Origin of the sequence: Pseudoalteromonas sp. CnMc7-15 (assembly GCF_022347925.1) — a bacterium.
In the GTDB taxonomy this organism is placed as follows: Bacteria; Pseudomonadota; Gammaproteobacteria; order Enterobacterales; family Alteromonadaceae; genus Pseudoalteromonas; species Pseudoalteromonas ruthenica.
Window position 1 is genome coordinate 260,896 of record NZ_JAKRFT010000006.1, and the last position, 24,612, is coordinate 285,507.

Consider the following 24,612-nt stretch of genomic DNA (forward strand, 5'->3'; position numbering starts at 1 on the left):
GGGTTTGCTATGGTATTTGCTACTAATAACAATAACGCTACGGCTTATGACCCTCGCTCTTATCTTTGTATCCTTGGTGTACATCTCCTTGCTGTTTTGGCTGGCAAATTGGGGCGACAAAACCACGCCTTGGGCCAAATACATTAGTCACCACCCCTTTGTGTACGCACTGTCTTTAGGGATTTATTGCACCTCGTGGACTTATTATGGCTCAGTGGGCACAGCGGCAAGCAGCGGCTGGAGCTATCTGCCTATTTTGCTGGGCCCGGCGTTACTGTTTATTTTCTGTCAGGGCTTTTTACGCAAACTGGTATTGGTCAGTAAAAAACAAAATATCACCACCATTGCCGATTTTATCTCTGCGCGCTACGGCAAGCGCCAATTGAGCGCTATTTTAGTCACGTTTATCGCGCTGATGGCCACCATTCCTTACATTGCGTTGCAACTTAAGGCGCTTTCCAGCAGCTTTTTACTGCTCCCCGGCGGGGCTCAGGTATCCGGCACTATACTGGCGCTTAGTGGCGCGCTAATCATGGCCGTTTTTGCCATTTTCTTTGGTACCCGCAAGGTCGATGTCACCGAGTATCGCTCGGGACTGATGCTCGCGGTGGCGTTTGAATCCTTGATAAAGTTGCTGGCACTCATTTTCGTTGCAGGGCTTGCGGTGTACACCCTTTATTCGTTGCCCGGTTCTGTCTCCCTTGACGCAATCTGGCAGCATTGGCAAAGCTCCGATATGCTCAGCTTTGGCTTTATCGGTCAAACCTTGATGGCCGCCGCTGCAATTATTTGCTTGCCACGTCAGTTCCACGTCACCGTGGTTGATAATCAGGATATCCGTCATTTAAAGACCGCACGCTGGGCTTTTCCTCTATACCTTTTACTTATTGGCGCCATGATCCTACCCATCGCCAGCGCCGCCATCATGCCGCAAATCGGCCACGGACACAGTGCTGATAGCTTTGTTCTCGCCTTTCCGTTAAGTACTGGACACTGGTTACTCACTGCCTTCGTGTTTATCGGTGGACTATCGGCCGCGACCGCGATGATTGTTGTAGCGACACTGACCCTAAGCACCATGGTGTCTAACGATGTGGTGCTGCCACTGATACTCAAGCGTAAGTTTCGCCGCAACCAAATTAACCGCAGTTATCGAGCCCGCATCTTGTTAGTCAGGCGCTTTACTATTGCCGCCATCCTGCTGCTTTCCTACCTGTACCAACAAGTATTTGGTCACGGCGAAACGTTAGCGTCTATGGGATTGGTTGCTTTTTCGTTAGTAACTCAGTTGCTTCCGGCTATTGTTGGCGGCTTATACTGGCGCCGAGGCCATGCATATGGCGTGTATGCCGGACTGACTGCCGGAGTGATCTGCTGGATGCTGTTTTTAATGCTACCCATTATGAACACCCCCACAGTGTTAGATAGCACCGCGCAGCAAGAATTGATTACTCAAGGAACATTGATCGCGCTATTCGCCAACATTTGTTGTTATATCAGCTTCTCCCTTGGAGCTCAGGAGCGATTGATAGACCGTATTCAGGCCGCCGCTTTTGTGAACCCCAAAGAGCAGATTAACTTCGCCAAGCGACTAAACAAACACGTTAATGCCACGGTTTATGACTTTAAGGTACTACTGCAAACCTTTTTAGGCGCCCAGCGCAGTAGCCAAGTATTGAGCCACTACCAAGCCAACGACGAGCTCAATGACAATAATGCCCAACCCTCGAATGAATTTATTGCTTATTGTGAGCGCGCTCTTACTGGGGTACTAGGGGCATCGTCGGCGCAAGCATTGATACAAACGGTGGCCAGTGGTAAGCAATTAGCCTTTGAGGAGGTGGTCAACTTCTTTGATGAAACCACCCAGGCGTTGCGATTTAACCAAAACTTACTCTTTACCTCATTAGAGAACCTCAGTCATGGCATCTCAGTGGTCGATAAAGACTTAAATTTAGTCGCGTGGAACAAACGTTATGCCGAAATGTTTAACTATCCCGAGGGTTTTTTACAACAAGGCCAACCGATTGAAGAAGTGATTCGCTACAATGCGCAACGTGGCGAGTGCGGCCCGGGGGAAATTGAGCATCATGTGGAAAAGCGCGTCCGCCACCTGCGTAATGGCAGCTCACATCACTTCATTCGCCATCGGCGTAGCGGTCAGGTCTATGAAATGATAGGTAACCCGCTCCCAGACGGTGGTTTTGTGACCAGTTTTTCGGATATTACCGCACACATGGCGACACAAAACGCGCTGGAAGAAGTGAACATGGACTTGGAGAATCGCATTGAAGCGCGCACGCAAGAGATCCGTGCAATCAACCAAGACCTCAAAGCACAAATGGCCAGCCGAGAACAAACCGAGCAAGCCCTAAAAGCGGCCAAGCAAGAAGCCGAGCGCGCCAATGACAGTAAAACCCGCTTTCTCGCTCTAGCCAGCCATGACATTTTGCAGCCGCTGAATGCGGCGCGCCTCTACCTTGCGGCTATTGATGAGCAAACATTAACCCCGCATAACGCCAGCAGCTTAGATAAACTCGGCGATAGCCTCGATAGCACCGTCCATTTGATGTCAGCCCTGCTCGATATTGCCAAACTCGACCAAGGCGCGATGACCCCCAGTCCGAAGCATTTTCATATCGACGATATATTAGCGCCGCTGGTCAATGAGTATGCCATTTTATGCGCCGATAAGGGCCTCGAAATTACCTTGCGCTCGCGCAATGATGTGGTTCATAGCGATATCACTTATTTGCGCCGAATTTTACAAAACCTACTTTCTAATGCCGTTAAATATACCGAGCGCGGCAAGGTGCTTATTGCTTGTCGTCGCCGTAAACACCATTTAAGTATTGAAGTATGGGATACCGGACTGGGCATTGGCGAGCGTGAACAACAAAAGATATTCGACGACTTTTATCGCGTTGAATCTGGCGATAATAAAGGCGTGGGGCTCGGCCTCGGCGTTGTCAAGCGCATGGTAGAGCTTCTCTCACACCGGCTGACAATGCGCTCCACCTTAGGCCAAGGGAGCTGCTTTAAGGTAGAAGTTCCTTATGGCAACGCGCAGCGTATCAGCAGCCCTACAGAGCAACACACCGGTGCCCGCGCACAAGCTCATTATGATGTACTGGTCGTTGATGACGAAGCTGAAAACATCACCGCCATGACCCACTTACTAAATAAGTGGGGTGCCAACAGCCAAGGTTGCTCCAGTGGCGAGCAAGCACTCGAATGGGTGCAAAACGGGGGGGCTATCGATGTGATTCTAATGGACTATCAACTTGGTCATGATGAAGACGGCTTAAGTCTTATCGAAAAAATACGCGCCCTGCGTGGCCCCATACCGGCTATTTTAATTACCGCAGTACGCGATGACGAAGTAAAACAAAAAGCGAAAGAAGCGGGTGTTCACTATCTTTCTAAGCCAGTAAAACCCGCAAAGTTAAAGGCACTGTTAAATCATTCTCTTTAGGGCATAATGCCTAATGTGTTCACACATTAGGAATGAGGAATGAAAAAAGTACTATTGGCGCAATGCCCCGACGAAGAGGGGTTAATCGCGAAAATTACCGGGCTGTGTTTTGAGCATAACCTGAATATTACCCGCAACAACGAATTTGTTGATAAGCAGCATGGGCGTTTCTTTATGCGCACTGAGCTGGACGGAAACTTTGATAACCTTGATTTACTAGCCGAATTGCAGGCATCGCTGCCCAGTGGTTCTACGCTTTCCTTGCATGGCGGTGAAGCAACCAAGGTGGTGCTGCTGGCCACCAAAGAAGCGCACTGCCTTGGTGGAGTGTTACTTAAGTGCTTCGAGCAGGCATTAAATATTGAAGTGCAGGCAGTGATTGCCAACTACCCCGACCTCGCGCCTTTAGCTGCTGGGTTTAATGTGCCTTTTCACTGTATTAGCCATGAAGGCCTAAGCCGTGATGAGCATGATGCTTTAGTTGGCGATAAAATCGCCGAGTATGCCCCGGACATGATTGGCCTTGCCAAATATATGCGTATTCTCAGCCCCGAATTTGTCGCCCGTTTTAGTGGTCGAATAATCAATATTCACCACTCTTTCTTGCCTGCTTTCATTGGCGCTAAGCCATACCATCAAGCGTTTGAGCGTGGCGTTAAAATCATTGGCGCCACAGCCCACTTTGTTACTGATGAACTTGATGAAGGCCCCATTATTATGCAACAGGTCACTCCGGTGACTCACGCTGACAGCGCCTTGAGTATGGCTAAAAAAGGCCGCGACGTAGAGAAACAGGTATTTTGTAAGGCACTTGAGCTTGCAGCCGAGCACAAGCTCTTCATAAATGGTAACCGAACGGTGGTATTTGACTAAGCTTTACTGGTTATCGGCGCTCAGCGCTTGCAGTGCCGATAATGCCTGCTCGGCCTTGTTGCTGGGAACAAACACGTGATCATGATAAAACGCAGCGATAATGTTGGCACTGATATCCGCTGCGGCTAAGGTGTCCGCAACGGCGGCACTGAGGCCCACAGCATCTAAAGCAGAATGAACATTTAGGGTGATTTGCCGGTAGGTGGTGGCACTATCAAAACCGGCTTGTTGCGCCGCATTGGCCTCAAGTACCAGTGTCATACCCTCTTTTTCACTAAACGCAGCAAGGGGGTTAAGCTGAGTATAATCAGATAACAACCCCGGTACACAGCAAAAAACATACTCTTGGGGCTGTAATTGTGGCTCAAGATTAGCTAACAACGTGTGCAGATCCGTAATTGCGCTCATAGTTCCTCCAGTGGCGATTATTCGCTTTGATTTTCAAGAGGCTCCAACTGTAGCTTTGAGGCAATTAACACCGCTTGGGTACGATTATAGACACCGAGCTTGCGGAAAATCGCCGTAATGTGCGCTTTCACTGTCGCCTCAGAAATATTCAACTCATAAGCAATTTGTTTATTCAACAAACCTTCGTGCAAATAGCTTAACACTCTATACTGTTGCGGTGTCAATGAAGCGACTTGGACCGCCAGTTCTTTATCCTCACCGCTGATCGCCTCGACCTTGTCTTTGATCTCCTCAGGCAGCCACGTATCGCCCTCCAACATGTGCGATATAGCATCAGCAATTTGCTGTGCCGAAGATGATTTGGGAATAAAGCCCATGGCACCGTAGCCCATCACTTTTGATACTATGTGTAAATCTTCACTGCCAGAAACCACAGCGATAGGAAGGTCAGGATAATCTTCACGGATGCGAATTAAGCCATACAAATCGCCATTACCGGGCATGTGCAAATCCAGCAATAAAATGTCTAGCTCTGGCTGCGCATCGAGTACCGCCAAGGTACTGTCGAAGGTATCAGATTCAAATACTTCTAGGGGGGTAAACTGCTTTGTCAGTGCCCCTTTTAATGCTTCACGAAATAATGGGTGATCGTCCGCGATTAAAAACTGACTCATGCTGTGCTCCTAAAAAAATCGGCCGTCATCGCTTGATGACAGCCGATAGTCTACGTTTAGAATCGTTCGTTAATCAAGTTCTTAACGCCTAATTAACGATTTAGACGGTTTTCAATGAGATCGTCCACCACGCCAGGATCCGCCAGCGTCGAGGTATCGCCTAATTGCTGGTGCTCATTGGCAGCAATTTTACGCAAAATACGACGCATAATTTTACCTGAGCGGGTTTTAGGTAGTCCCGGTGACCATTGAATCATATCCGGAGAGGCAATGGGGCTAAGCTCTTTACGCACCCAGTTCCGCACTTCCTTAGTCAATTCATCGCTAACCTGCACGCCATCATTTGGGGTAATGTAAACGTAAATCCCCTGCCCTTTAATATCGTGAGGATAACCAACCACAGCAGCCTCGGCGACAGCCTCGTGCGCCACCAAGGCACTTTCAATTTCTGCGGTACCTAAGCGGTGACCTGACACATTAAGTACATCATCTACGCGGCCGGTGATCCAATAATAGCCATCCTCATCACGACGACAACCATCACCGGTGAAGTACACCCCAGGATAAGCCGAGAAGTAGGTTTGCTCAAAACGCTCGTGATCGCCGTACACCGTGCGTGCTTGCGACGGCCAGCTATCGAGAATAACAAGGTTACCGTCAACCGCACCCTCAAGGTTATTTCCCTCGGCATCGTAAAGTGCTGGGGCAATACCAAAGAAAGGTCGTGTCGCTGAGCCAGGCTTCATATCGGTTGCACCCGGCAGCGGCGTGATCATGATGCCGCCAGTTTCGGTTTGCCACCAAGTATCCACAATAGGACATTGGCTATTACCAATATTTTCGTAATACCATGCCCAGGCCTCTGGGTTAATGGGCTCGCCCACCGAACCCAATACCCGCAATGATGAGCGTGTTGAACTGGCGGTGGGTTCATCGCCTTTTGCCATCAGCGCGCGAATGGCTGTAGGCGCAGTGTACAGAATCGTCACTTGATGCTTATCGACTACTTCCCCCATGCGCCCTGCACTTGGGTAGGTCGGCACCCCTTCAAAGATCACTTGTGTACAGCCATTAACCAAAGGCCCATAAGCGATATAGCTGTGACCAGTAATCCAGCCGACATCAGCACTACACCAGTAGACATCGTCATCATGCACATCGAATACGTATTCATGGGTCATGGAGGTATACACCAAATAACCGCCAGTAGAGTGCACGACCCCTTTAGGCTGACCCGTGGAGCCCGAGGTATAAAGAATAAATAAAGGATCTTCAGCGTCCATCACCTCTGGCTCGCAGTGGCTAGGCTGATCGGCGACTAAATCGTGCCACCACAGGTCGTGACTGTGCCACTGCACGTCACCACCGGTAAGTTGATGCACAATAACATGCTCGACCGTAGTCACTGACTCTTGGCTCACAGCCTCATCGACATTGGCTTTCAATGGCACGGTGCCACCGCCACGGCGACCTTCATCTGAGGTGATCACCACTTTAGCGCCGCTGTCGTTGATGCGGTCAGCGATTGCAGAAGGCGAAAAACCACCGAACACCACCGAGTGCACGGCACCAATACGCGCGCATGCTTGCATCGCGTAGACAGCCTGCGGCGTCATCGGCATATAAATAGCCACACGATCGCCCTTACTAACGCCTAGTTTGCGCAGGCCATTAGCCAGTTTACATACCTCATCATGCAATTGCTGGTAGCTAATATGCTCGCTTTGGCTCGGGTCATCTCCTTCCCAAATCAATGCGGTCTTATTGGCTTTATGTTCTAAATGACGATCAATACAATTATATGATGCATTGAGTTGCCCGTCTTCGAACCACTTAATGCTGATATGGCCTTTATCAAAAGAGGTATTTTTTACCTTTGTATAGGGGGTATACCAGTGCAAACGCTTACCATGTTCAGCCCAGAAGCCCTCGGGGTCATCTATGGACTGCTGATATAGTGCTTTGTATTTTTCGTTATCGACTAGTGCGTTGTTTTTGATGTTATCAAAAACCGGATAAATGCTCTGTGACATAACCGTCTCCATATCTTTTGTTGCCTGTAGGCTTGCCCACAGCATTACTCAGGGCTGAATGTTTCAGTATTAGACCTTAGTATGAAATCCCACAAATTGGCCACAAACCTGCCTACACTCAGCAAGTTAACTAACCACATACTCAGAGTTCGGCTATACCTTAGTCGTAAGACCAATAGGTAATTGCTCAAAATCATGGCAACGACCATGTTTTCATAGCTAGCTTGCAACAGGACAACTTCATTATGACAACACAAAAACGACTAACAAAAACATTTATGGCGGTGTGCGCTGCGCTTGGCTCGGTAGTGGGTAGCGCTCACGCGGCCACGATTGGCGACACCGATATTAGCTATGGCGGCTACGTCAAAGTTGATGCCATGTGGAGTGATTACTCCGCTGGCACCATTTCTGGCGACAGTATTGGCCGTGACTTTTATGTTCCCAGTACCACCCCCGTCGGGCCAGACGCAGATACCGATGCAGTATTTGATATGCATGCCCGCCAATCTCGTTTTAATTTTGGTACCAGTACCAAAGTGAGTAACGGTAAAACAGTAAAAACTAAAATCGAGCTAGATTTTATCGGCTCTGTTGGAGGCAACGAACGTGTCACCAACTCCTACTCACCGCGTCTACGCCAAGCCTTTATTACCTACGATGGCTGGTTATTTGGTCAAGCATGGTCTAATTTCCAAAACGTCAGCGCGTTGCCAGAAACACTTGATTTCGTTGGCCCAGCGGAGGGCACGGTGTTCGCCCGTCAGGCACAAGTCCGTTATAGCGTGGGTAATTGGGCATTTTCGGCCGAAAACCCAGAAAGCTCTATCACCGTCAATGGTGCTCGAGTAGAAACCGACGATGCCAGCATGCCTGATTTCACTGCCCGCTATAATCACAAAGCGGACTGGGGCCATATTGCTGTTACTGCGTTGGCGCGTCAGCTAACATACAAGCAAAACGGCTTTGATGAAGACGAAACCTCGTTTGGGTTGAGTGTTTCAGGGCGCGTGAATCTCGGCTCTGACAACCTTAAGTTTATGCTGACTCAAGGCAAAGGATTGGGTCGTTATGTCGGTCTTAACGTCGCCCATGGTGCGGTATTCGATGGTGATGAACTTGATGCGATTGACTCAACCTCAGGGTTTATTGGCTATCAACACCATTGGAATAATCACTTCAGATCGACTTTCCTTTATTCGTTCTTCAGTGCTGATAACAATACCGATTTACTCGCCTTCAGTGGCGACCCTACTGAAAGCAGCGTCAGTTACAGTGCCAACTTACTGTATTCGCCGGTTAAGAAACTCACCTTCGGAGTTGAGTTTAAACACGCAGAGCGAGAAACCGAAAGCGGTGTCGATGGTGACTTAGACCGCTTACAGTTTTCTGCAAAATATGCGTTTTAGTAGGGCTTAAACTTTAAACGAGAGCCTTGCTCTGCAGACATTGGATGACTTTTGGCCGCTTATTGAGAGCGGCTTTTTATTTTTCGCAACAAAAGTGTGTTTGCAAATCATTCTCACTTAGATTAATCTATGCACGATTTTTAACTCTCTGTGCTAAAAGATTATGTCTAAGAAAAGCTTCACTTTAAGTAAAATAGCAACGCTTTGCGCCGTTGCCCTGAGTACTTCAGCTTTTGCTGAGCAAGCAAAAGACAAAGATATTGAACGTGTTTCCGTGTATGGTCAGCACCATAAAAACTACATCACCGAACAAGCGGACTCTGCTTCTAAACTCGGCATCACCATTAAAGAAACGCCCCAGTCTATCTCTGTGGTGTCTCGTGCATTAATGGATGACTTTTCACTGGACGATATTAACGCTGTGTTAGAGTCAACGCCGGGTGTCACTGTTGAGCAAATCGAAACAGACCGTACTTACTTTAAAGCCCGTGGTTTTGATATCACTAACTTCCAAGTTGATGGTTTAGGTATCCCTCAAGATGGTGGTGATGTGCATGGAACCCTCGATACCTCTATTTACGATCGCATTGAGATTGTCCGTGGTGCCAACGGTATTATGACTGGCGCGGGGACTCCTGCAGCGACCGTTAACATGGTCCTGAAAAAGCCTACCTATACGACTCAAGCCAGCGCCTCTGCATCTGTTGGCTCGTGGAATAAAAACCGTTTAGAGGTGGATGTTTCTGGCGCCTTAACTGATAACCACGCAATGCGCGCAGTGGTCACTAAGCAGCGTTCAGACTCCTACTTGGACCGCTACGCCACAGATTTAACCTTGGGTTACATCGCCTATGAAGGTCAGCTCACTGACAGCACAAAGGTATCAGTGAATTATATTCGTCAGTCAAAAGATGCCGATAGCCCTCTTTGGGGAGCCTTGCCACTGTTCTATGATGATGGCACTGCGACTGACTTCGACGTATCCACAAGCACGGCCGCTGATTGGTCTTATTGGAATAACGATAACGAACATATTTTTGTTGAACTTGAGCAAAGTTTGGGCACCTCTTGGTTTATACGCGCTCGCTACGCGCACATGACCAATGAGCAAGACTCCGAGTTGTTTTATGTCTACGGCACCCCAAGTGCTGAAACCGGGCTGGGATTAACCGGCTACGCCAGTGAATACGACTATAAAGATCAGCAAAACCTTTATGATCTATACGCCACAGGTGATTTCTCACTGTTTGGACAAACTCATAACTTAGTGTTTGGTGTCAGTAGCGCCGATATGAACTACCAAGATAGTTCACTTTACGACTACACCACAGGCAATGGCTTCCCGGCGATGCCACCACTGGAGGACTTTGAAGGTAACGCACCTATTCCAACACTCGAGGATGCTTACAACGGCTCTAAGGTCGAGGCTGACCAAAAATCTGCTTATGCGTCGGCACGCTTCAAAATCACTGAGCCTCTAGCCATTCTTGCTGGCGGTCGTTATACCGAGTGGGATTCTGAGGGCCTATCTTACGGTAATTCCAAAGTGAACAGCTCAGAAGAGTTTATTCCTTATATTGGTGCTGTCTACGACTTTGCAGAGAATTACACCGTGTATGCCAGCTACACTGAGACCTTTGCGCCACAATCAGAGCAAGACCAAACCGGCATGGCTTTAGACCCAATCACCGGTGAGAGTAAAGAGCTGGGGATTAAAGCACAGTTGCTAGATGGTCAGTTGTTTGCCACTTTTGCTATTTTCGATGCTCTGCAAGACGGTGTTGCCTTGCCTGACACCGCTCTTTCAACTCCTGACAACACGGTTTACTACGCTGCTGAGGGGATCAATAGCGATGGCTACGAGCTTGAACTCAGTGGTCGTCTCACTGATGACTTAAGTGCTAGCTTCAGCTACAGCCATGTAGATATTGAAGCAGGTGATGACGCCAATGAAGGTAAGTTAGTTCGTGATTACACCCCAGAAGACCAAGTTAAGGTGGCGCTGAATTATCAGGTCCCTGTAATTGAGGGTTTAAGCTTTGGTGCTAATTATCGCTGGCAAGCCAAAACGTCACGAGTGCAAAGCAATGGCACTATTCCTACAGTGACCACACAAGGTGCGTATGGCCTACTTGATTTAGTGGCCACTTACCAAGTGACTGAGCGCATCAGTGCCACCTTTAATGTTAACAACGTGACTGATGAAAAGTACCTACACAGCCTTTACTGGGCCCAGGGCTATTACGGTGCACCGCGTCACTATGCTTTCTCTATTAACTGGCAGCTTTAATTCCCTGTCTTAGTTAAACAGTAAAACGCCAAACTCTGTGTTTGGCGTTTTTTTATGCCTGGTTATTAGTCTTAAAGCCTAGCTAAAACTTATGGCAGGCGTGCCAGCGATGAAACTCCAGGCATAAAAAAACCAGCCCTTAGGCTGGTTTCGCTTACTCTTATTCAGTACTTCGCAGTCTTACTCGCTCTGCGCTTCAGCAGCTAGCGGGTTGGTTTCACCGTCTTCAGGCTTAATGGTTGCTTTAAGCAGCAACATTTCCCGTAGCTTACCTTCAATCTCATTGGCGATCTCAACATTCTCTTTTAAGAACTTAATAGAGTTAGATTTACCTTGGCCGACTTTAGACCCGTTGTAGCTGTACCACGCACCGGACTTTTCAATGAGCTTGTGCTTCACACCTAAATCAATCAGCTCACCTTCTTTGGAGATACCTTCACCATACATGATGATAAACTCGGCTTGCTTAAATGGCGGCGCCACTTTGTTCTTCACTACTTTGACGCGGGTCTCGTTGCCGATCACTTCATCACCGTCTTTCACTGAACCAATACGGCGAATGTCTAAACGTACAGACGAGTAAAACTTCAGGGCATTACCACCGGTGGTGGTTTCAGGGTTACCAAACATCACACCAATCTTCATACGGATTTGGTTGATAAACACACACAAGGTGTTTGAGCGTTTGATGTTTGCCGTTAACTTACGCAGCGCCTGTGACATTAAACGTGCTTGCAAGCCAACGTGGCTGTCACCCATTTCGCCTTCAATTTCAGCTTTTGGTGTCAGTGCAGCTACCGAGTCAACAATGACCACATCAACGGCGCCTGAACGTACTAGCATGTCACAAATTTCCAACGCTTGCTCACCAGTATCCGGCTGCGAAACCAGTAGCTCTTCAACGTTAACACCCAACTTTTCGGCGTAGACAGGGTCTAAGGCATGCTCGGCATCGACGAAAGCACAGGTTTTACCATCACGCTGAGCTTGAGCAATAACTTGCAATGTAAGGGTTGTTTTACCTGACGATTCTGGGCCATAAATTTCAACAACACGCCCGGTCGGCAAACCACCTATACCTAGAGCGATATCGATTCCCAGTGAGCCGGTAGAAATGGCTTCAATATCCAAAGCCTGGCTATCACCGAGCTTCATAATTGAGCCTTTACCGAATTGACGCTCAATTTGCGAAACCGCTGCACTTAAGGCTTTTGATTTGTTATCGTTCATGCTGTTCTCCAAAATCGTTCTGTGCCACACGCTGGCTTAATGTGTCTTAGTATACTGTATGGAATTACAGTATCAAGCAGATTCTATAATTTTTACCGTCATCGCCAGAGCATGAGCTATTGCTTGCTCACGCACGTACGCGCGATCGCCGCTGAATACCTGCTGTTGCACGCTCACCTGCTGATTAAAGAACACCGCAAACCACACCAGTCCTACCGGTTTATCATCACTGCCGCCGTCGGGACCGGCAATGCCTGACGTGACCACCGCCACATCAGCCTCTGCGGCTTGGGCTGCGCCAATAGCCATTTCACGCACGGTTTGTTCACTTACCGCGCCATAATCGGCCAATGTTTGCTTGCTCACGCCCAAGCGCTCGTGCTTAGCTTCATTGGAATAAGTCACCATCGCTTCGGCAAAATAGCGCGAGCTGCCGGGGGTATCGGTAATGGCATAAGCAATGCCACCCCCGGTGCATGATTCAGCGGTAGTGATCATCATCTGCTTATCCGCTAGAATAGCGCCGAGCTGGGCAGCAAGGGTTTTCGTATTGTTCGTTGACTGGTGCTGTAAATTCATAACCATCCTTATTCGAGTGCGTGCATGTCAGCAAATCTCTACAGTGAAGATAATATAAAACAACAAACCCCGATGATGCAGCAATACCTGCGAATAAAAGCGCAACATCCCGATATTTTGCTGTTTTACCGTATGGGCGATTTTTATGAGCTGTTTTTTGATGATGCCATTCGCTCCGCCGAGCTGCTTGATATATCACAGACCTATCGTGGCAAAGCCGGCGGCGAGCCTATTCCCATGGCTGGTGTCCCCTACCATGCGGTGGAAAACTACCTCGCTCGCCTAGTACAGCTCGGTGAATCGGTGGCCATTTGCGAACAAGTGGGCGATCCGGCAACCAGCAAAGGCCCGGTTGAGCGCAAAGTCGTGCGTATTGTCACCCCGGGCACCATCACCGACGAAGCGCTATTAAAAGAGCGTCAAGACAACTTATTAGTCAGTGTGTATAAAAACCCACAAGGCCGTTTTGGCGTTGCCTATTTAGATATCAACTCCGGACGCTTTAATGTCGTTGAATGTGCTGACAATGACGCATTTAAATCCACTTTGCAACGCCTTAACCCGGCCGAACTACTCTATCCAGAAACCTTTGCTGATATGGCGCTTATAGAGCATATTAAAGGCACTCGTCGACGTCCGGAATGGGAATTCGATTTAGATACTGCCGTTACCGCACTATGTCAGCAATTTGGCACCCAAGACTTGATTGGCTTTGGTGTTCATGAAGCGAAGTTAGCGCTGACTGCCGCTGGCTGCCTATTACAGTATGTCAAAGACACGCAACGTACCGCCCTGCCCCATATTAAAGGCATTAGCCTCGAGCAAGATACGCAGGCCGTGGTACTCGACAGCGCCACCCGCAAAAACCTTGAGCTGACGCAAAACCTTGGTGGCGGTCTGGAAAACACTCTCGCGGCCGTGCTCGACAAAACCGCAACCCCCATGGGCTCGCGGTTATTGAAACGTCGCATTCATAACCCTATTCGCTGTCGCAAGGAGCTCAACCTTCGTCTTAATGCCATTAGCACCATCATCGACCAAGCCTGGCATATGGAGTTGCAGCCACTGCTGCGTGCTGTAGGCGATGTTGAGCGTATCGTTGCCCGATTAGCGCTAGGCAATGCGCGTCCACGCGATCTGTCTCGCTTGCGCGCAGCGCTGGAGCAACTGCCTGAGCTACAGAATATGTTAGCGACCAGTCAGTGCCAGCGGATAAAACAAATTGCCACCGCCAGTCATCCCAATGATGAACTACTGCAGTTACTAACACGCGCCATTGTTGATAACCCACCGGTGTTGATCCGCGATGGTGGAGTCATTGCTGAGGGTTACAACGATGAGCTCGACCATTGGCGTAACCTCTCGCAAGGGGCCACCGATGTGCTCACCGCCATGGAAGAGCGAGAGCGCGAGAGCACCGGTATTAGTACTTTGAAAATTGGCTACAACAAGGTACATGGCTTTTATATTGATATTAGCCGCGCCAATTCTCATTTAGTGCCAAGCCACTATATCCGCCGTCAGACCCTGAAGAATAACGAGCGCTATATTATCCCCGAGCTCAAAGAGCACGAAGATAAGGTGTTAGGTAGCCAAACCAAAGCGCTGGCGCTGGAAAAGCAGCTCTATGATGAGCTATTTACCCTCATAGCCCCGCACCTAGATGCATTGCAACAATTGGCGGCGGCATTAAGTGAATTAGACGTACTGAATAACCTAGCAGAGCGCGCGCAAACGCTTAACTACGCGAAACCCGAGCTGCACGAAGGCGACGGCATTGTCATCAGTGAAGGGCGCCACCCTGTGGTTGAGCAGGTGATGACAGACCCCTTTATCGCCAACCCGGTGGAGCTCAATAATCAGCGCCGCATGTTGATGATCACCGGCCCGAATATGGGCGGTAAATCAACCTATATGCGCCAAACGGCACTGATTGTGTTAATGGCTCATATTGGCAGCTTTGTGCCAGCGGGACAGGCGCAAATCGGCTTGGTTGATCGTATTTTCACCCGTATCGGTGCCAGCGACGATCTCGCCTCTGGCCGCTCAACCTTTATGGTTGAGATGACCGAAACAGCCACCATTTTAAACAATGCCACAGCCCACTCGCTGGTGTTAATGGATGAGATTGGTCGCGGTACCAGTACCTATGACGGTTTGTCGCTCGCCTATGCCACGGCAGATTACTTGGCTCACAAAATTAATGCCAAAACCTTATTTGCCACCCATTACTTTGAGCTTACAGAGCTTGCCGAGCGTGAATCAGGGTTAGTAAACGTGCACTTAGATGCCATTGAACACAACGATACCATTGCCTTTATGCATAAAGTCTTAGAAGGCCCAGCAAGTAAGAGTTTTGGCTTACAGGTCGCGGCATTAGCGGGCGTGCCTAAGGCGGTGATCAACAGCGCTAAGCGCAAGCTCAAACAGTTAGAGCAACAACCTGCAATTAACGCCAACACCTCAAGCACACAAGCGCAGCTGGATTTATTGGCGGAGCCCGAGCCCAGTGAGGTTGAGAATGAGCTCAGTAATATTAACCCCGACGATCTAAGCCCACGTCAGGCTCATGAGCTGTTATACCGGTTAAAAGAGCTGCTATAGCAACAATACAGCCCGCAATTAAGCGGGCTTTTTTTCATATCTCAGGGTTATTGGCCATTGTTCATTTGAGTGAGTTTATCGCCAATGGGACCAGAGAAATTGTAACCATCGTACTTATCCCAGTTTATCGACCAGGTCATTACCCCACCAAAGTGTGGATACGGGTTACTGGGTGTAATGGTGCCACATGCTTGCCCCTTGGTTAAGCAATCCAACGCATCAATAATGTTTTGCGTGGGTGCTTGCCCTGAATTAGCCGATTGCGGCCCAGACGGCAGACCGATAGCAACTTGGTCATCACGCAGCGGCGCAAATTGCTGACCATTGGCAAGGGTAAACCCTTCTATCAACATTTTTGCATGCGCGACCATCATATTGACCGACCCCTCAGGTGCAGAGCCCGGCTCATAGGGGTTAGGTAGGCCACCATTGTTGTAGAGTTGCACATGGAGTAAATCCAGGGTATCACGCACATCGTCAATGAGCGGAATATACGCCCCCCAAATGCCAGAGTAAGCGACCATGCCCCCATGTACATAAGGGTGCTCCGGAGCCATTGTAAGATACATATCGCCCCCGATGTTTTGCTCAATTTGCTTCAAGGCACGCCCTAAACGCGCTTGGATCTGTGAGCCATGAACCAGGTTGGAACCACTCTCGTAATCGACATCTAGGCCATCAAAACCCCATTCATTGATGATGTTAGTCAAACTGGCGACAAAATTCGCCTCGTCACTATCTGTCTCTAAAGTAATCGTGCCTTCGGCGCCGCCAAGACTCAATACCACGACCTTTCCTTGTGCTTGTAAATCTTTTATGTCTTGCTTAAATTTAACCGGGTCTATCGGCGGACAATCGGAACGAATGTCCTCTTCAAAGGGGTGAAAGACAACTTTACCCGTGGCATTGCGGTCATTCTCAGCAAAGGCAATATCGATGATATCCCAAGCACTGGAAATATCGGACAAGGGAATAGGGCAGCCTGCCGGATTAACGAAGTTATGCCAATAACCGATGAGCTTGTGTTTTTTTCCCGCTGGGGTATCAATCACATTAATTGTCGCGGCCGTGCTTTGTGCGCTGTTACCTTGAGAGTCATTGGCAAGGGCGCTAACTGCATACTGGCCCAAACTCGCAGGGGTATAATTCAGCGTATAAGGGGCGCTGCTGTCACTGCCAACGATTTGTCCATTCACAGCAAAACTCACCTCGGTAATACTGCCGAGCGCAGAGCTTGCATCAGCAGCCAGTGTCAGGCTTTGCCCTAAGCGCAGCTCCTCTCCGCTGGCAGGAGAGTTCAAGCTCACCACCAAGGGCTGATCAGTGACAGTGACCAGCACTGACTGCTCGCTAAGGTTGCCTTCATTATCACTCGCGGCAACCGTCACCGCCGTCTCACCGAGCCCTTGCACTTGCCATGTCGCTTGGTAAGGCGCACTCGTGTCTGTGGCGATCACATTGCCTGCAACAGAGAATTCAACCGCACTGACGCTGCCGTCACTGTCGCTAACATCGGCGCTAATCACCGTACTTTGCCCTTGTAATAATGTGGCATTAGCACTGGGCGAGGTAATGGTGATATCCGGAGCAATTGCGCAAATACCAAGGTCGGTCCAAGCATCCTGCCAGTGCTGGCCGACTCCAGGTTCATATGCCCAAGCCGAACTTGAAGAGCACCAACCAGCGACGTCACAGCGATAGGCGCGATTGACATTTTCGACGGTGTCCCCTTGGCTATAACTGGTGCCTGCTACATAACTAGGCGTGCCTTGACAGATGCCAGCTGCGCCAGCATCGACGTTGACTTGCACACTGGCACTCATACTCTGGGCACCGACATCATCGGTGGCTTTGGCTTGGAACTGATGAAGCCCCGACTCGGCCTGCCATTGTATAGAATAGGGCGCACTGCTATCGCTGCCAACTTGTACTTGATCAACATAAAAATCTACCGCCGTAACAACACCATCACTGTCATCGGCATTCGCGCTCAAGGTCACTTGCTCACCGCTACGCGCTTGGGTTTGCGCCGTCGGCGCAGTTAACGTCACTGTCGGCGCAGCATTCCCGTCAGCGGGAAGCACCGAAATTTGTACTTCAGCGCTGACGCCCTCGCCTTGCTGATCATCTCGCGCCTGAGCGAGCAGAGTATGCTCTCCGGCCAAGGCTTGCCAATTTAGCTCAAAAGGAGCAGCACTATCGACACCCAGTGAAACTCCATTGATGAAAAACTCAACGGTGCTGACACTGCCATCACTGTCGCTTGCTTGCGCCCTTAAGACAACGCTGTCATTTTCACCAAAAGAACTATTATTAAGAGGCGAAGTAAGCTCGACTATTGGCATTTGGTTGGCACCATCGCATTGACCCAGTAAACGCCATTGCTGCCAGTCTCCTGAGTGAGTGGCTGGGTCTTGATTTTGCGTCCACCAGTTCGCTTCATATGCTTTTTCTTGGTATACAACTTGAGCACCACTGTTATAAGCATCATCGCTATTCCATACCGCCAGTGGGCTGCAGTCTAGGGCCCAAGTCATATTAGGCGCCGCCATGAGTGCTGCCACCACAGCAGGTATATATCGCCGATTGGATTTCATAAATCACCTCGTTTGTTTTTTAATCAGGTCCAGACTAACCAAAACAAACATGTTAATCAATTGTGTGTTTTTTGTGTTGATCAAAGTCATTATTAACAATCGACGAATATCAAAAGAAGGGACTTCAGCGAGCTTGAATTTATCTCACCACCAATGGGTATGTTAACGATGAGTGTTGGAGTATCAGGGAAAGCTCTTGGGCTGCAAGGCCTTTTGTATGTTGCCCTGCTAATTAAGTGCATAAAAAAGCCGCCTTTAAAAGGCGGCTTGTGGGTAATCAGTCATTACATTTGTTCAAATAGACTCTCGGTGTTAAGCCCTTCGTGATGGAGCATATCTTTTAATCGGCGCAATGCCTCCACTTGAATTTGTCTTACCCGCTCTCGGGTGAGGCCAATTTCTCGGCCTACGTCCTCAAGGGTGGATGGCTCGTATCCTAATAAACCAAAGCGTCGAGCCAAAACTTCCCGCTGTTTAGGGTTTAGCTCATCAAGCCAATGCACGATATGATCGTTGATATCTTTACTTTGCACTTCCCCTTCGGGACCACTGCCCTTCTCATCGGCAATAATGTCCAGTAATGCTTTATCGTTATCACCACCAATCGGGGTATCAACGGAAGAAATCTTTTCGTTTAAACGCAACATTTTAGTCACGTCTTCTACTGGTCGGTCTAAACGCTCTGCAATTTCTTCTGCCGTTGGTTCATGGTCCAGTTGCTGCGTCAGTTCACGGGCCGTACGCAAGTAAACATTAAGCTCTTTAACCACGTGAATCGGTAGGCGAATAGTGCGTGTCTGGTTCATTATCGCACGCTCTATCGTTTGTCGTATCCACCATGTTGCATAAGTTGAAAAGCGAAAACCGCGCTCTGGGTCAAACTTCTCCACGGCGCGGATCAGCCCCAGATTACCTTCCTCAATCAGATCGAGTAGCGCTAAACCACGATTATTGTAACGTCGGGCAATTTTCACAACCAGGCGTAGGTTGCTCTCAATCATGCGTTTTCTTGACGCTTCGCAGCCACGTAAGGCTTTACGTGCAAAGTAGACTTCTTCCTCGGCGCTTAACAGCGGCGAAAAGCCAATTTCACTTAGGTAAAGTTGCGTTGCATCGAGGTTTTTAACATTATCGTCCTTGGCAAAGATCTCTTCCTCAGCATTACTTTCCTCTACTTGCTCTAGGAGTTCTTCCTTTGGTTCGTCGATAACATTTGTATCAGTGGCGTTGTCTTGTGTGGTTTCAAGTTTTGCAGTGTGACCCATCAGAGTACCCTCCGGTGTAGCGCGGTAAAAATCCCAAACACCTTACTACTGTTTCGTGCTTGTAAAGCTAGGGTAAGTACTTGCTCGGATTGACTGCTTTGCCTCGATACCGGATTTCAAAACGAAGAGCGGTAACAGGGGACTCAGAGCTGCCCATCTCGGCAATCTTTTGCCCAGCTTTGACATCCTGTTTTTCCTGTACTAGTAAACGCGAATTGTGTGCGTACGCACTAAGATAATCATCGTTATGTTTCACTATGATTAAATTACCGTATCCCCGTAGCGCATCACCCGCATACACGACCACACCATCGGCGGCAGCGCGAACAGAAGTCCCTGTTCGGTTGGCTATCTGTACCCCTTTATAGCCATTTTCTTTGTTAGAGAAACGCTGCGTGACCTTTCCCTGTGCTGGCCATTGCCAGCTCAAATTTCGAGCCGACCTGTTAGCAGAACGTACTTTTTTGCTAACAGTTTTTTTACTAGGTTGTTTTCGAACATACTCCCGTTGTATCGGCTTCGCAACCTCTTTCTTTAATTTTTTGTTATTTTTTTGTGTTGATTTTGTAGACTTTTTACTCGAGTTACGATATTTTTCTCGCTTTTTCTTTTTTAGCCATTGCGACTCGATGTAAATCAACTGCTTTGGGTAAATAGTGTACGGCGGCTTAATGCCATTGATTTGCGCGATTTCCCGGACATCTTTGTTAGCACTAAAAGCAATGGCGTAGAGGGTATCGCCTTTTTGCACACGATAGTGCTCACCCGTGATATGAATTTTTCGTGACACTTTGGCCCGACCAGTGTCTAGGACAGAAACCGGTGCGGGTGTATTTCGAGACGAGCAAGCGCTCAATAACAAGCAAACCAGTACTATCAAACTGGTGTATTTAACTTGCATAAAGCGCCCTTGCATAGCTTAGCGGTAAACCAAATATAAACCGATGGCCAAGCTAACTACAAGCCAACCAAGCACTTCCACGTATTGTCGCAGTTTTTGCTCCATACGCGCTCCTCCCCACTTCATCAATGCAGCGACAAGAAAAAAGCGTGCACCTCGGCCTACTGCCGATGCCAACAAGAAAGGTAAAAAGGCCATCTGCAATAAACCGGCACCTATGGTAAAGACCTTGTAAGGTATCGGCGAGAAGCCAGCTATAAACACCACCCACACGCCATAATGTTCAAACCAAGCGAGTGCTTGGGCAAACTTATCTTGCCAACCCATAGAATGGATAAATGGTTCAACTAAGGGTTCAAATAACCAAAAACCAAGAAGATAACCTAATACTCCGCCAATAACAGAGGCTAAGGTGGTCAAAATAGCGAAACGCCAAGCTTGTGAAGTTTTCGCTAAGCACATCGGTGCCAGCATAACGTCAGGGGGAACGGGGAAAAATACCGATTCGGCAAAGCTCATCCCTGCTAAGTAGCGCTCAGCATGTCGGTGAGCGGCCCAACGCAAGGCGGCATCGTACAAAGGGGTAAATAACTGCAAGAAAACTTCCTTATATTATGTCGCCAGGTACCAAGGGCACAAAACGCACATCGGCCATAACCTGTTGATTAAATTGATTTCCATGGCGAGTATATACCATTAGCTTTTGTTCAGCATCGCCTATTGGCACAATCATCACGCCGCCATCATCAAGCTGCTGGAGCAGCTGCTCGGGAACACTGGATGCTGCGGCAGTCACTATAATACCCTGAAATGGCGCTTGAGATGCCCAGCCTTGCCAGCCATCGCCGTGCTTCATGCTGACGTTATACAAATCAAGCTGATGCAAGCGGCGTTTTGCTTGCCACTGCAACGCCTTGATACGCTCCACCGAATACACCTTGTCAAACAGCTGTGCCAATATAGCGCTTTGATAACCAGAACCGGTACCTATCTCCAACACCTTAGTGCTCACGCCATGCTGGCGCAGCAGTGCGGTCATCTGCGCGACGATAAAGGGTTGCGAAATAGTTTGCCCTTGGCCGATTGGTAAAGCGGTATTCTGATAGGCTTTATGTTTTAGCACTTCATCTATAAATACATGCCGAGGGGTGTGTGCTATAACCTCAAGCACGCGCTGATCAGTCACTCCCTCTTTGGCTAACAACTCTGCCAGTGAACTTGCACTGCGTTGCAGATTACCGATCATCACCAGACTCCAACAGCCATTCCTGCAAGGGAGTAATGCTTTCATGAGCGGTCATATCTACACTCATTGGCGTTACTGCGGCATAGCCTTGACGGATTGCATCAAAATCAGTGCCCGCCCCCGCATCCAGTTCAGGGCCTAGCGAGCCATACCAATACACCTTACGACCCCAAGGGTCACGCTGTGCAGTCATGGTTTCCGCTTTATGACGAGCACCCAATCGCGTCACTTTAATGCCTCTAAGTTCACGGTAAGGCACATCAGGAACATTGATATTAATAATTTGGTCTTTCGGTAATGGATGGCTCTTGAGCTTTTTGATTATATCAACCGTCACTTGTGCTGCCGTCTCAAAGTGCTCACACTCTGGTCCTACAAGCGACACAGCAATGGCTGGTAAGCCCATGTGTCGGCCTTCGGTGGCGGCGGCAACTGTGCCAGAATAGAGGGTGTCATCACCCAAGTTAGCACCATGGTTTACGCCCGCGACAACTAAGTCCGGTTGCTGCTCCAACAATGCATTCAAAGCAACGTGTACACAGTCGGTCGGCGTGCCATTGATACTGATAAAACCATTATCTAGCTTGTGGGCACGCAGTGGGTTCATTAACGTCAATGAGTTACTGGCACCACTGCAGTTTCGATCGGGTGCCACCACATCAACCTCAGCAATTTGCTGCAACGCTTGATATAAAGCGGCTATTCCCTTGGCATGCACACCATCATCATTACTTAGCAATATTCTCATCGTGATTCCTTGTAATACTGTTCTCACTTTGTCGATAGTCAACCAGCTCTCTGAGTAACGCCGTAGCAAAACAGCCTTTTTTTAGACTAAAACTCAGCTCTATGACATTCTCGCTTGGCGCTGCGACGGTTAAGTTTTCAGGGTAAAGACGCAGCATACGGCGCTCCCCTTTAAGCCCTAATTGCGCCAACCCCGCGCACCAATCATTAAATGGTGCCAACCATTGACGCTCTTGCGCCACCAGTGCCTTATCACCCTTACCCACCATGGGGGCAGACAGCTCAATATCACCTTGTACTAAGCGGGTGATGTTCTCAGGAGTAATGGCATCAGTGAAAAAGGCGTTACTGCCACTGAGCATAAACACTTCATGTTGCAGGGTTTTGGCAAGACCATGCTCGGCTACTCGCAAACTAACGATCTGATTAAAAATGTAAGACCGGGCGGCGGAGATCACCATCGAGCGCAGCTTTTTATCGCGGATACGCTCACCTTGGAACATCCGCTGCGCCATGGTGAGATTATGCCCGCCATGACCAAAACGTTGCTCACCAAAGTAATTGGGCACTCCCTGACGCACGGCGTTAATACGACTAAGCACCGCTAATGGCTCATCTACCTCACGCAAGCGTATTTTAAAGTGATTCCCCCGATGACAACCGAGACGCAAACGGCGACCGTGGCGTTGCTGCTCAGTAACAAAAATTGACTCATCATTTAGGGCACTGAAGTCAATATGCTTTTTTATCGGAACAGGAACACTAAACCACTGGCTACACACACCTTGTCGGTCTTTTTGCCCGGCGTAAGCCACCTCTCTGGGAGCCACCTGTGCATGCTTAGCAATGGCTTTGGCGACCGCCTGTGTATTAACACCACGTTTGATTATATGAATACAAACATGCTCACCTTCACCATCGAGCTCAAATCCAAGCTCTTCGTCGACCATAAAGTCTTCGGCGTGCTCTTTAAACAGCGCTTTTGCGCTTGGCTTGCCGTATAAATAGTTCAGCTCAGCTAAAGGCTGCTCCCAAGGTGATACTGCGTCACTCATGACGATTCGACCAACAGTGCCACCGCATGACTGGCTATCCCTTCTTTGCGCCCTGCGAAACCGAGCTTTTCAGTGGTCGTTGCCTTAACATTGACTTGATCCATGCGCACCTGTAAATCATCGGCTAAACATTGGCGCATAGCATCAATATGAGGGCGCATTTTCGGTGCCTGAGCGACAATAGTGACATCAACATTGCCCACCGCATAGCCCTTGTTATTCACTTCCTGCATCACCCGGCGCAGCAGTATACGGCTATCAATACCAGCAAATTCGGCACTGGTATCAGGAAAGTGTTTGCCGATATCCCCCAATGCCAACGCCCCAAGTAAGGCATCACATAAGGCATGAATAGCAACATCGCCATCGGAGTGGGCAATAAAGCCTTGTTCATAATCGATGCTCACGCCGGCAATAACGAGTGGCCCTTCACCACCAAAGCGGTGTACATCATAGCCATGACCAATGCGGATCATACAAACTCCGTTACTTGTTGGGCCAAAAGAAAGTTTGCTAACTGTAAGTCTTCTGGCGTGGTTATTTTGAAATTATCACTGCGTCCGGTGATTAAGCGTACCGGATGTCCAGCCCACTCCATGGCTGATGCTTCGTCAGTAATGTTGGCACCCGCAACAAGCGCATCGCGCAGCGCTTGGCGCAAGAGCTCATAAGGAAAGAATTGCGGCGTCAACGCTTGGTATAAATGCTCTCGCGGTATGGTCATGTCGATAAACTCGCCATCATCTTCACTATTGCAGCCGCGCTTGCACCCGCGCTTGCAGCCACGCTTTATCGTATCGCGCACCTTGGCGGCCAAAATGCCACCTTGCTTTGCAGCGCAGCATTGCGCTATCAGATTCTCGATGTCATGTGCACACACTAAAGGACGTGCCGCATCATGCACCAAGACCCAATCAGGGCTTTGTTGCTCTAAGGCATCCAACGCCGCCAACACCGAGTCTGCGCGCTCACGGCCTCCGGCGACAGTACTAATAACCTGTTTATTGATGGCGAGCGTGGAAAAGTAATCATCAGCTGCACTGATGGCCACTTTAATGGCGCTGATCTCGCCTACTTTCATAAGCTTATTCAGGGTGTGCTCTAAGACTGTTTTGCCCTGCAGTTCGATGTATTGCTTGGGTGTGCTTGATTGCATTCGGGAGCCCACTCCCGCAGCGGGAACGATGGCAACAATGCGAGGTTGTGTCGTCATATGAATTCAGTAA

General features: G+C 48.9%; 19 protein-coding genes. 5 read left to right on the plus strand and 14 right to left on the minus strand.

Annotated features, from left to right (window positions below; all coding sequences use genetic code 11):
* Window positions 1-46: 46 nt before the first annotated feature.
* Both MHM95_RS15965 and purU read left to right on the plus strand, forming a co-directional pair.
* Window positions 47-3,475, plus strand: a complete 3,429-nt coding sequence (locus MHM95_RS15965; protein ID WP_239385752.1) for a PAS domain-containing hybrid sensor histidine kinase/response regulator — start codon at window positions 47-49, stop codon at window positions 3,473-3,475.
* Between the two features lie 39 nt (window positions 3,476-3,514).
* Window positions 3,515-4,348 carry a formyltetrahydrofolate deformylase gene (gene purU, locus MHM95_RS15970; protein ID WP_022946947.1) on the plus strand — a complete coding sequence of 278 codons (834 nt, stop codon included), beginning with the start codon at window positions 3,515-3,517 and terminating at the stop codon, window positions 4,346-4,348.
* A 3-nt stretch (window positions 4,349-4,351) separates the two neighbouring features.
* Here purU and MHM95_RS15975 read toward each other — a convergent pair whose 3' ends face one another.
* From MHM95_RS15975 to acs, 3 genes are all read right to left on the minus strand, one after another.
* Window positions 4,352-4,756, minus strand: a complete 405-nt coding sequence (locus MHM95_RS15975) for an ACT domain-containing protein (RefSeq protein WP_022946948.1) — start codon at window positions 4,754-4,756, stop codon at window positions 4,352-4,354.
* A gap of 17 nt (window positions 4,757-4,773) precedes the next feature.
* Window positions 4,774-5,430: a response regulator transcription factor gene (locus tag MHM95_RS15980; RefSeq protein ID WP_022946949.1), complete on the minus strand. Its 657-nt coding sequence runs from the start codon at window positions 5,428-5,430 to the stop codon at window positions 4,774-4,776.
* A gap of 92 nt (window positions 5,431-5,522) precedes the next feature.
* Window positions 5,523-7,463 carry an acetate--CoA ligase gene (gene acs, locus MHM95_RS15985; RefSeq protein WP_138508979.1) on the minus strand — a complete coding sequence of 647 codons (1,941 nt, stop codon included), beginning with the start codon at window positions 7,461-7,463 and terminating at the stop codon, window positions 5,523-5,525.
* 278 nt (window positions 7,464-7,741) lie between these two features.
* On the opposite strand from acs, the gene MHM95_RS15990 reads away from it, so the two are divergent.
* Window positions 7,742-8,872 carry a DcaP family trimeric outer membrane transporter gene (locus MHM95_RS15990; protein ID WP_239385789.1) on the plus strand — a complete coding sequence of 377 codons (1,131 nt, stop codon included), beginning with the start codon at window positions 7,742-7,744 and terminating at the stop codon, window positions 8,870-8,872.
* A gap of 163 nt (window positions 8,873-9,035) precedes the next feature.
* Window positions 9,036-11,162 carry a TonB-dependent siderophore receptor gene (locus MHM95_RS15995; protein ID WP_239385753.1) on the plus strand — a complete coding sequence of 709 codons (2,127 nt, stop codon included), beginning with the start codon at window positions 9,036-9,038 and terminating at the stop codon, window positions 11,160-11,162.
* Window positions 11,163-11,342: 180 nt separating this feature from the next.
* Here the strand turns inward: MHM95_RS15995 and recA are convergent, their stop codons facing one another.
* On the minus strand, window positions 11,343-12,392 hold the full coding sequence (recA, locus tag MHM95_RS16000) for a recombinase RecA (RefSeq protein ID WP_045978513.1): 1,050 nt from the start codon (window positions 12,390-12,392) through the stop codon (window positions 11,343-11,345).
* Window positions 12,393-12,464: 72 nt separating this feature from the next.
* Window positions 12,465-12,971 carry a CinA family protein gene (locus tag MHM95_RS16005; protein WP_130148967.1) on the minus strand — a complete coding sequence of 169 codons (507 nt, stop codon included), beginning with the start codon at window positions 12,969-12,971 and terminating at the stop codon, window positions 12,465-12,467.
* 24 nt (window positions 12,972-12,995) lie between these two features.
* Here MHM95_RS16005 and mutS point away from each other — a divergent pair, with 24 nt between their 5' ends.
* Window positions 12,996-15,575 carry a DNA mismatch repair protein MutS gene (gene mutS / locus MHM95_RS16010; protein WP_239385754.1) on the plus strand — a complete coding sequence of 860 codons (2,580 nt, stop codon included), beginning with the start codon at window positions 12,996-12,998 and terminating at the stop codon, window positions 15,573-15,575.
* A gap of 47 nt (window positions 15,576-15,622) precedes the next feature.
* Here mutS and MHM95_RS16015 read toward each other — a convergent pair whose 3' ends face one another.
* The 9 genes from MHM95_RS16015 to ispD form a co-directional block, all read right to left on the minus strand.
* Window positions 15,623-18,172 carry an Ig-like domain-containing protein gene (locus tag MHM95_RS16015; protein ID WP_239385755.1) on the minus strand — a complete coding sequence of 850 codons (2,550 nt, stop codon included), beginning with the start codon at window positions 18,170-18,172 and terminating at the stop codon, window positions 15,623-15,625.
* Between the two features lie 284 nt (window positions 18,173-18,456).
* On the minus strand, window positions 18,457-19,437 hold the full coding sequence (gene rpoS / locus MHM95_RS16020) for an RNA polymerase sigma factor RpoS (RefSeq protein ID WP_022946468.1): 981 nt from the start codon (window positions 19,435-19,437) through the stop codon (window positions 18,457-18,459).
* A 67-nt stretch (window positions 19,438-19,504) separates the two neighbouring features.
* Entirely contained in the window at window positions 19,505-20,353 is an 849-nt protein-coding gene (locus MHM95_RS16025; protein ID WP_239385756.1) for a peptidoglycan DD-metalloendopeptidase family protein, read from the minus strand.
* Window positions 20,354-20,356: 3 nt separating this feature from the next.
* Window positions 20,357-20,935 (minus strand): YqaA family protein, encoded by a 579-nt coding sequence (locus MHM95_RS16030; RefSeq protein ID WP_045978509.1) that lies wholly within the window; start codon window positions 20,933-20,935, stop codon window positions 20,357-20,359.
* A gap of 10 nt (window positions 20,936-20,945) precedes the next feature.
* Entirely contained in the window at window positions 20,946-21,584 is a 639-nt protein-coding gene (locus MHM95_RS16035) for a protein-L-isoaspartate(D-aspartate) O-methyltransferase (RefSeq protein ID WP_239385757.1), read from the minus strand.
* Entirely contained in the window at window positions 21,574-22,332 is a 759-nt protein-coding gene (gene surE / locus MHM95_RS16040) for a 5'/3'-nucleotidase SurE (protein ID WP_045978508.1), read from the minus strand. The genes MHM95_RS16035 and surE overlap by 11 nt, the downstream gene beginning before the upstream one ends.
* Window positions 22,313-23,386 carry a tRNA pseudouridine(13) synthase TruD gene (locus MHM95_RS16045; protein ID WP_239385758.1) on the minus strand — a complete coding sequence of 358 codons (1,074 nt, stop codon included), beginning with the start codon at window positions 23,384-23,386 and terminating at the stop codon, window positions 22,313-22,315. Before MHM95_RS16045 ends, surE begins: the two co-directional genes overlap by 20 nt.
* Window positions 23,383-23,862: a 2-C-methyl-D-erythritol 2,4-cyclodiphosphate synthase gene (gene ispF, locus MHM95_RS16050; protein WP_053910677.1), complete on the minus strand. Its 480-nt coding sequence runs from the start codon at window positions 23,860-23,862 to the stop codon at window positions 23,383-23,385. Before ispF ends, MHM95_RS16045 begins: the two co-directional genes overlap by 4 nt.
* Entirely contained in the window at window positions 23,859-24,599 is a 741-nt protein-coding gene (gene ispD / locus MHM95_RS16055; RefSeq protein ID WP_239385759.1) for a 2-C-methyl-D-erythritol 4-phosphate cytidylyltransferase, read from the minus strand. Before ispD ends, ispF begins: the two co-directional genes overlap by 4 nt.
* Between the last annotated feature and the right edge of the window lie 13 nt (window positions 24,600-24,612).

What these genes read in the sequence shown, in the direction of transcription:
- MHM95_RS15965 (WP_239385752.1), top strand. Translation starts at nt 47, where the DNA reads ATGACCCTCGCTCTTATCTTTGTATCCTTGGTGTACATCTCCTTGCTG.
- purU (WP_022946947.1), top strand. Translation starts at nt 3,515, where the DNA reads ATGAAAAAAGTACTATTGGCGCAATGCCCCGACGAAGAGGGGTTAATC.
- MHM95_RS15975 (WP_022946948.1), bottom strand. Translation starts at nt 4,756, where the DNA reads ATGAGCGCAATTACGGATCTGCACACGTTGTTAGCTAATCTTGAGCCA.
- MHM95_RS15980 (WP_022946949.1), bottom strand. Translation starts at nt 5,430, where the DNA reads ATGAGTCAGTTTTTAATCGCGGACGATCACCCATTATTTCGTGAAGCA.
- acs (WP_138508979.1), bottom strand. Translation starts at nt 7,463, where the DNA reads ATGTCACAGAGCATTTATCCGGTTTTTGATAACATCAAAAACAACGCA.
- MHM95_RS15990 (WP_239385789.1), top strand. Translation starts at nt 7,742, where the DNA reads ATGGCGGTGTGCGCTGCGCTTGGCTCGGTAGTGGGTAGCGCTCACGCG.
- MHM95_RS15995 (WP_239385753.1), top strand. Translation starts at nt 9,036, where the DNA reads ATGTCTAAGAAAAGCTTCACTTTAAGTAAAATAGCAACGCTTTGCGCC.
- recA (WP_045978513.1), bottom strand. Translation starts at nt 12,392, where the DNA reads ATGAACGATAACAAATCAAAAGCCTTAAGTGCAGCGGTTTCGCAAATT.
- MHM95_RS16005 (WP_130148967.1), bottom strand. Translation starts at nt 12,971, where the DNA reads ATGAATTTACAGCACCAGTCAACGAACAATACGAAAACCCTTGCTGCC.
- mutS (WP_239385754.1), top strand. Translation starts at nt 12,996, where the DNA reads ATGTCAGCAAATCTCTACAGTGAAGATAATATAAAACAACAAACCCCG.
- MHM95_RS16015 (WP_239385755.1), bottom strand. Translation starts at nt 18,172, where the DNA reads ATGAAATCCAATCGGCGATATATACCTGCTGTGGTGGCAGCACTCATG.
- rpoS (WP_022946468.1), bottom strand. Translation starts at nt 19,437, where the DNA reads ATGGGTCACACTGCAAAACTTGAAACCACACAAGACAACGCCACTGAT.
- MHM95_RS16025 (WP_239385756.1), bottom strand. Translation starts at nt 20,353, where the DNA reads ATGCAAGGGCGCTTTATGCAAGTTAAATACACCAGTTTGATAGTACTG.
- MHM95_RS16035 (WP_239385757.1), bottom strand. Translation starts at nt 21,584, where the DNA reads ATGATCGGTAATCTGCAACGCAGTGCAAGTTCACTGGCAGAGTTGTTA.
- surE (WP_045978508.1), bottom strand. Translation starts at nt 22,332, where the DNA reads ATGAGAATATTGCTAAGTAATGATGATGGTGTGCATGCCAAGGGAATA.
- MHM95_RS16045 (WP_239385758.1), bottom strand. Translation starts at nt 23,386, where the DNA reads ATGAGTGACGCAGTATCACCTTGGGAGCAGCCTTTAGCTGAGCTGAAC.
- ispF (WP_053910677.1), bottom strand. Translation starts at nt 23,862, where the DNA reads ATGATCCGCATTGGTCATGGCTATGATGTACACCGCTTTGGTGGTGAA.
- ispD (WP_239385759.1), bottom strand. Translation starts at nt 24,599, where the DNA reads ATGACGACACAACCTCGCATTGTTGCCATCGTTCCCGCTGCGGGAGTG.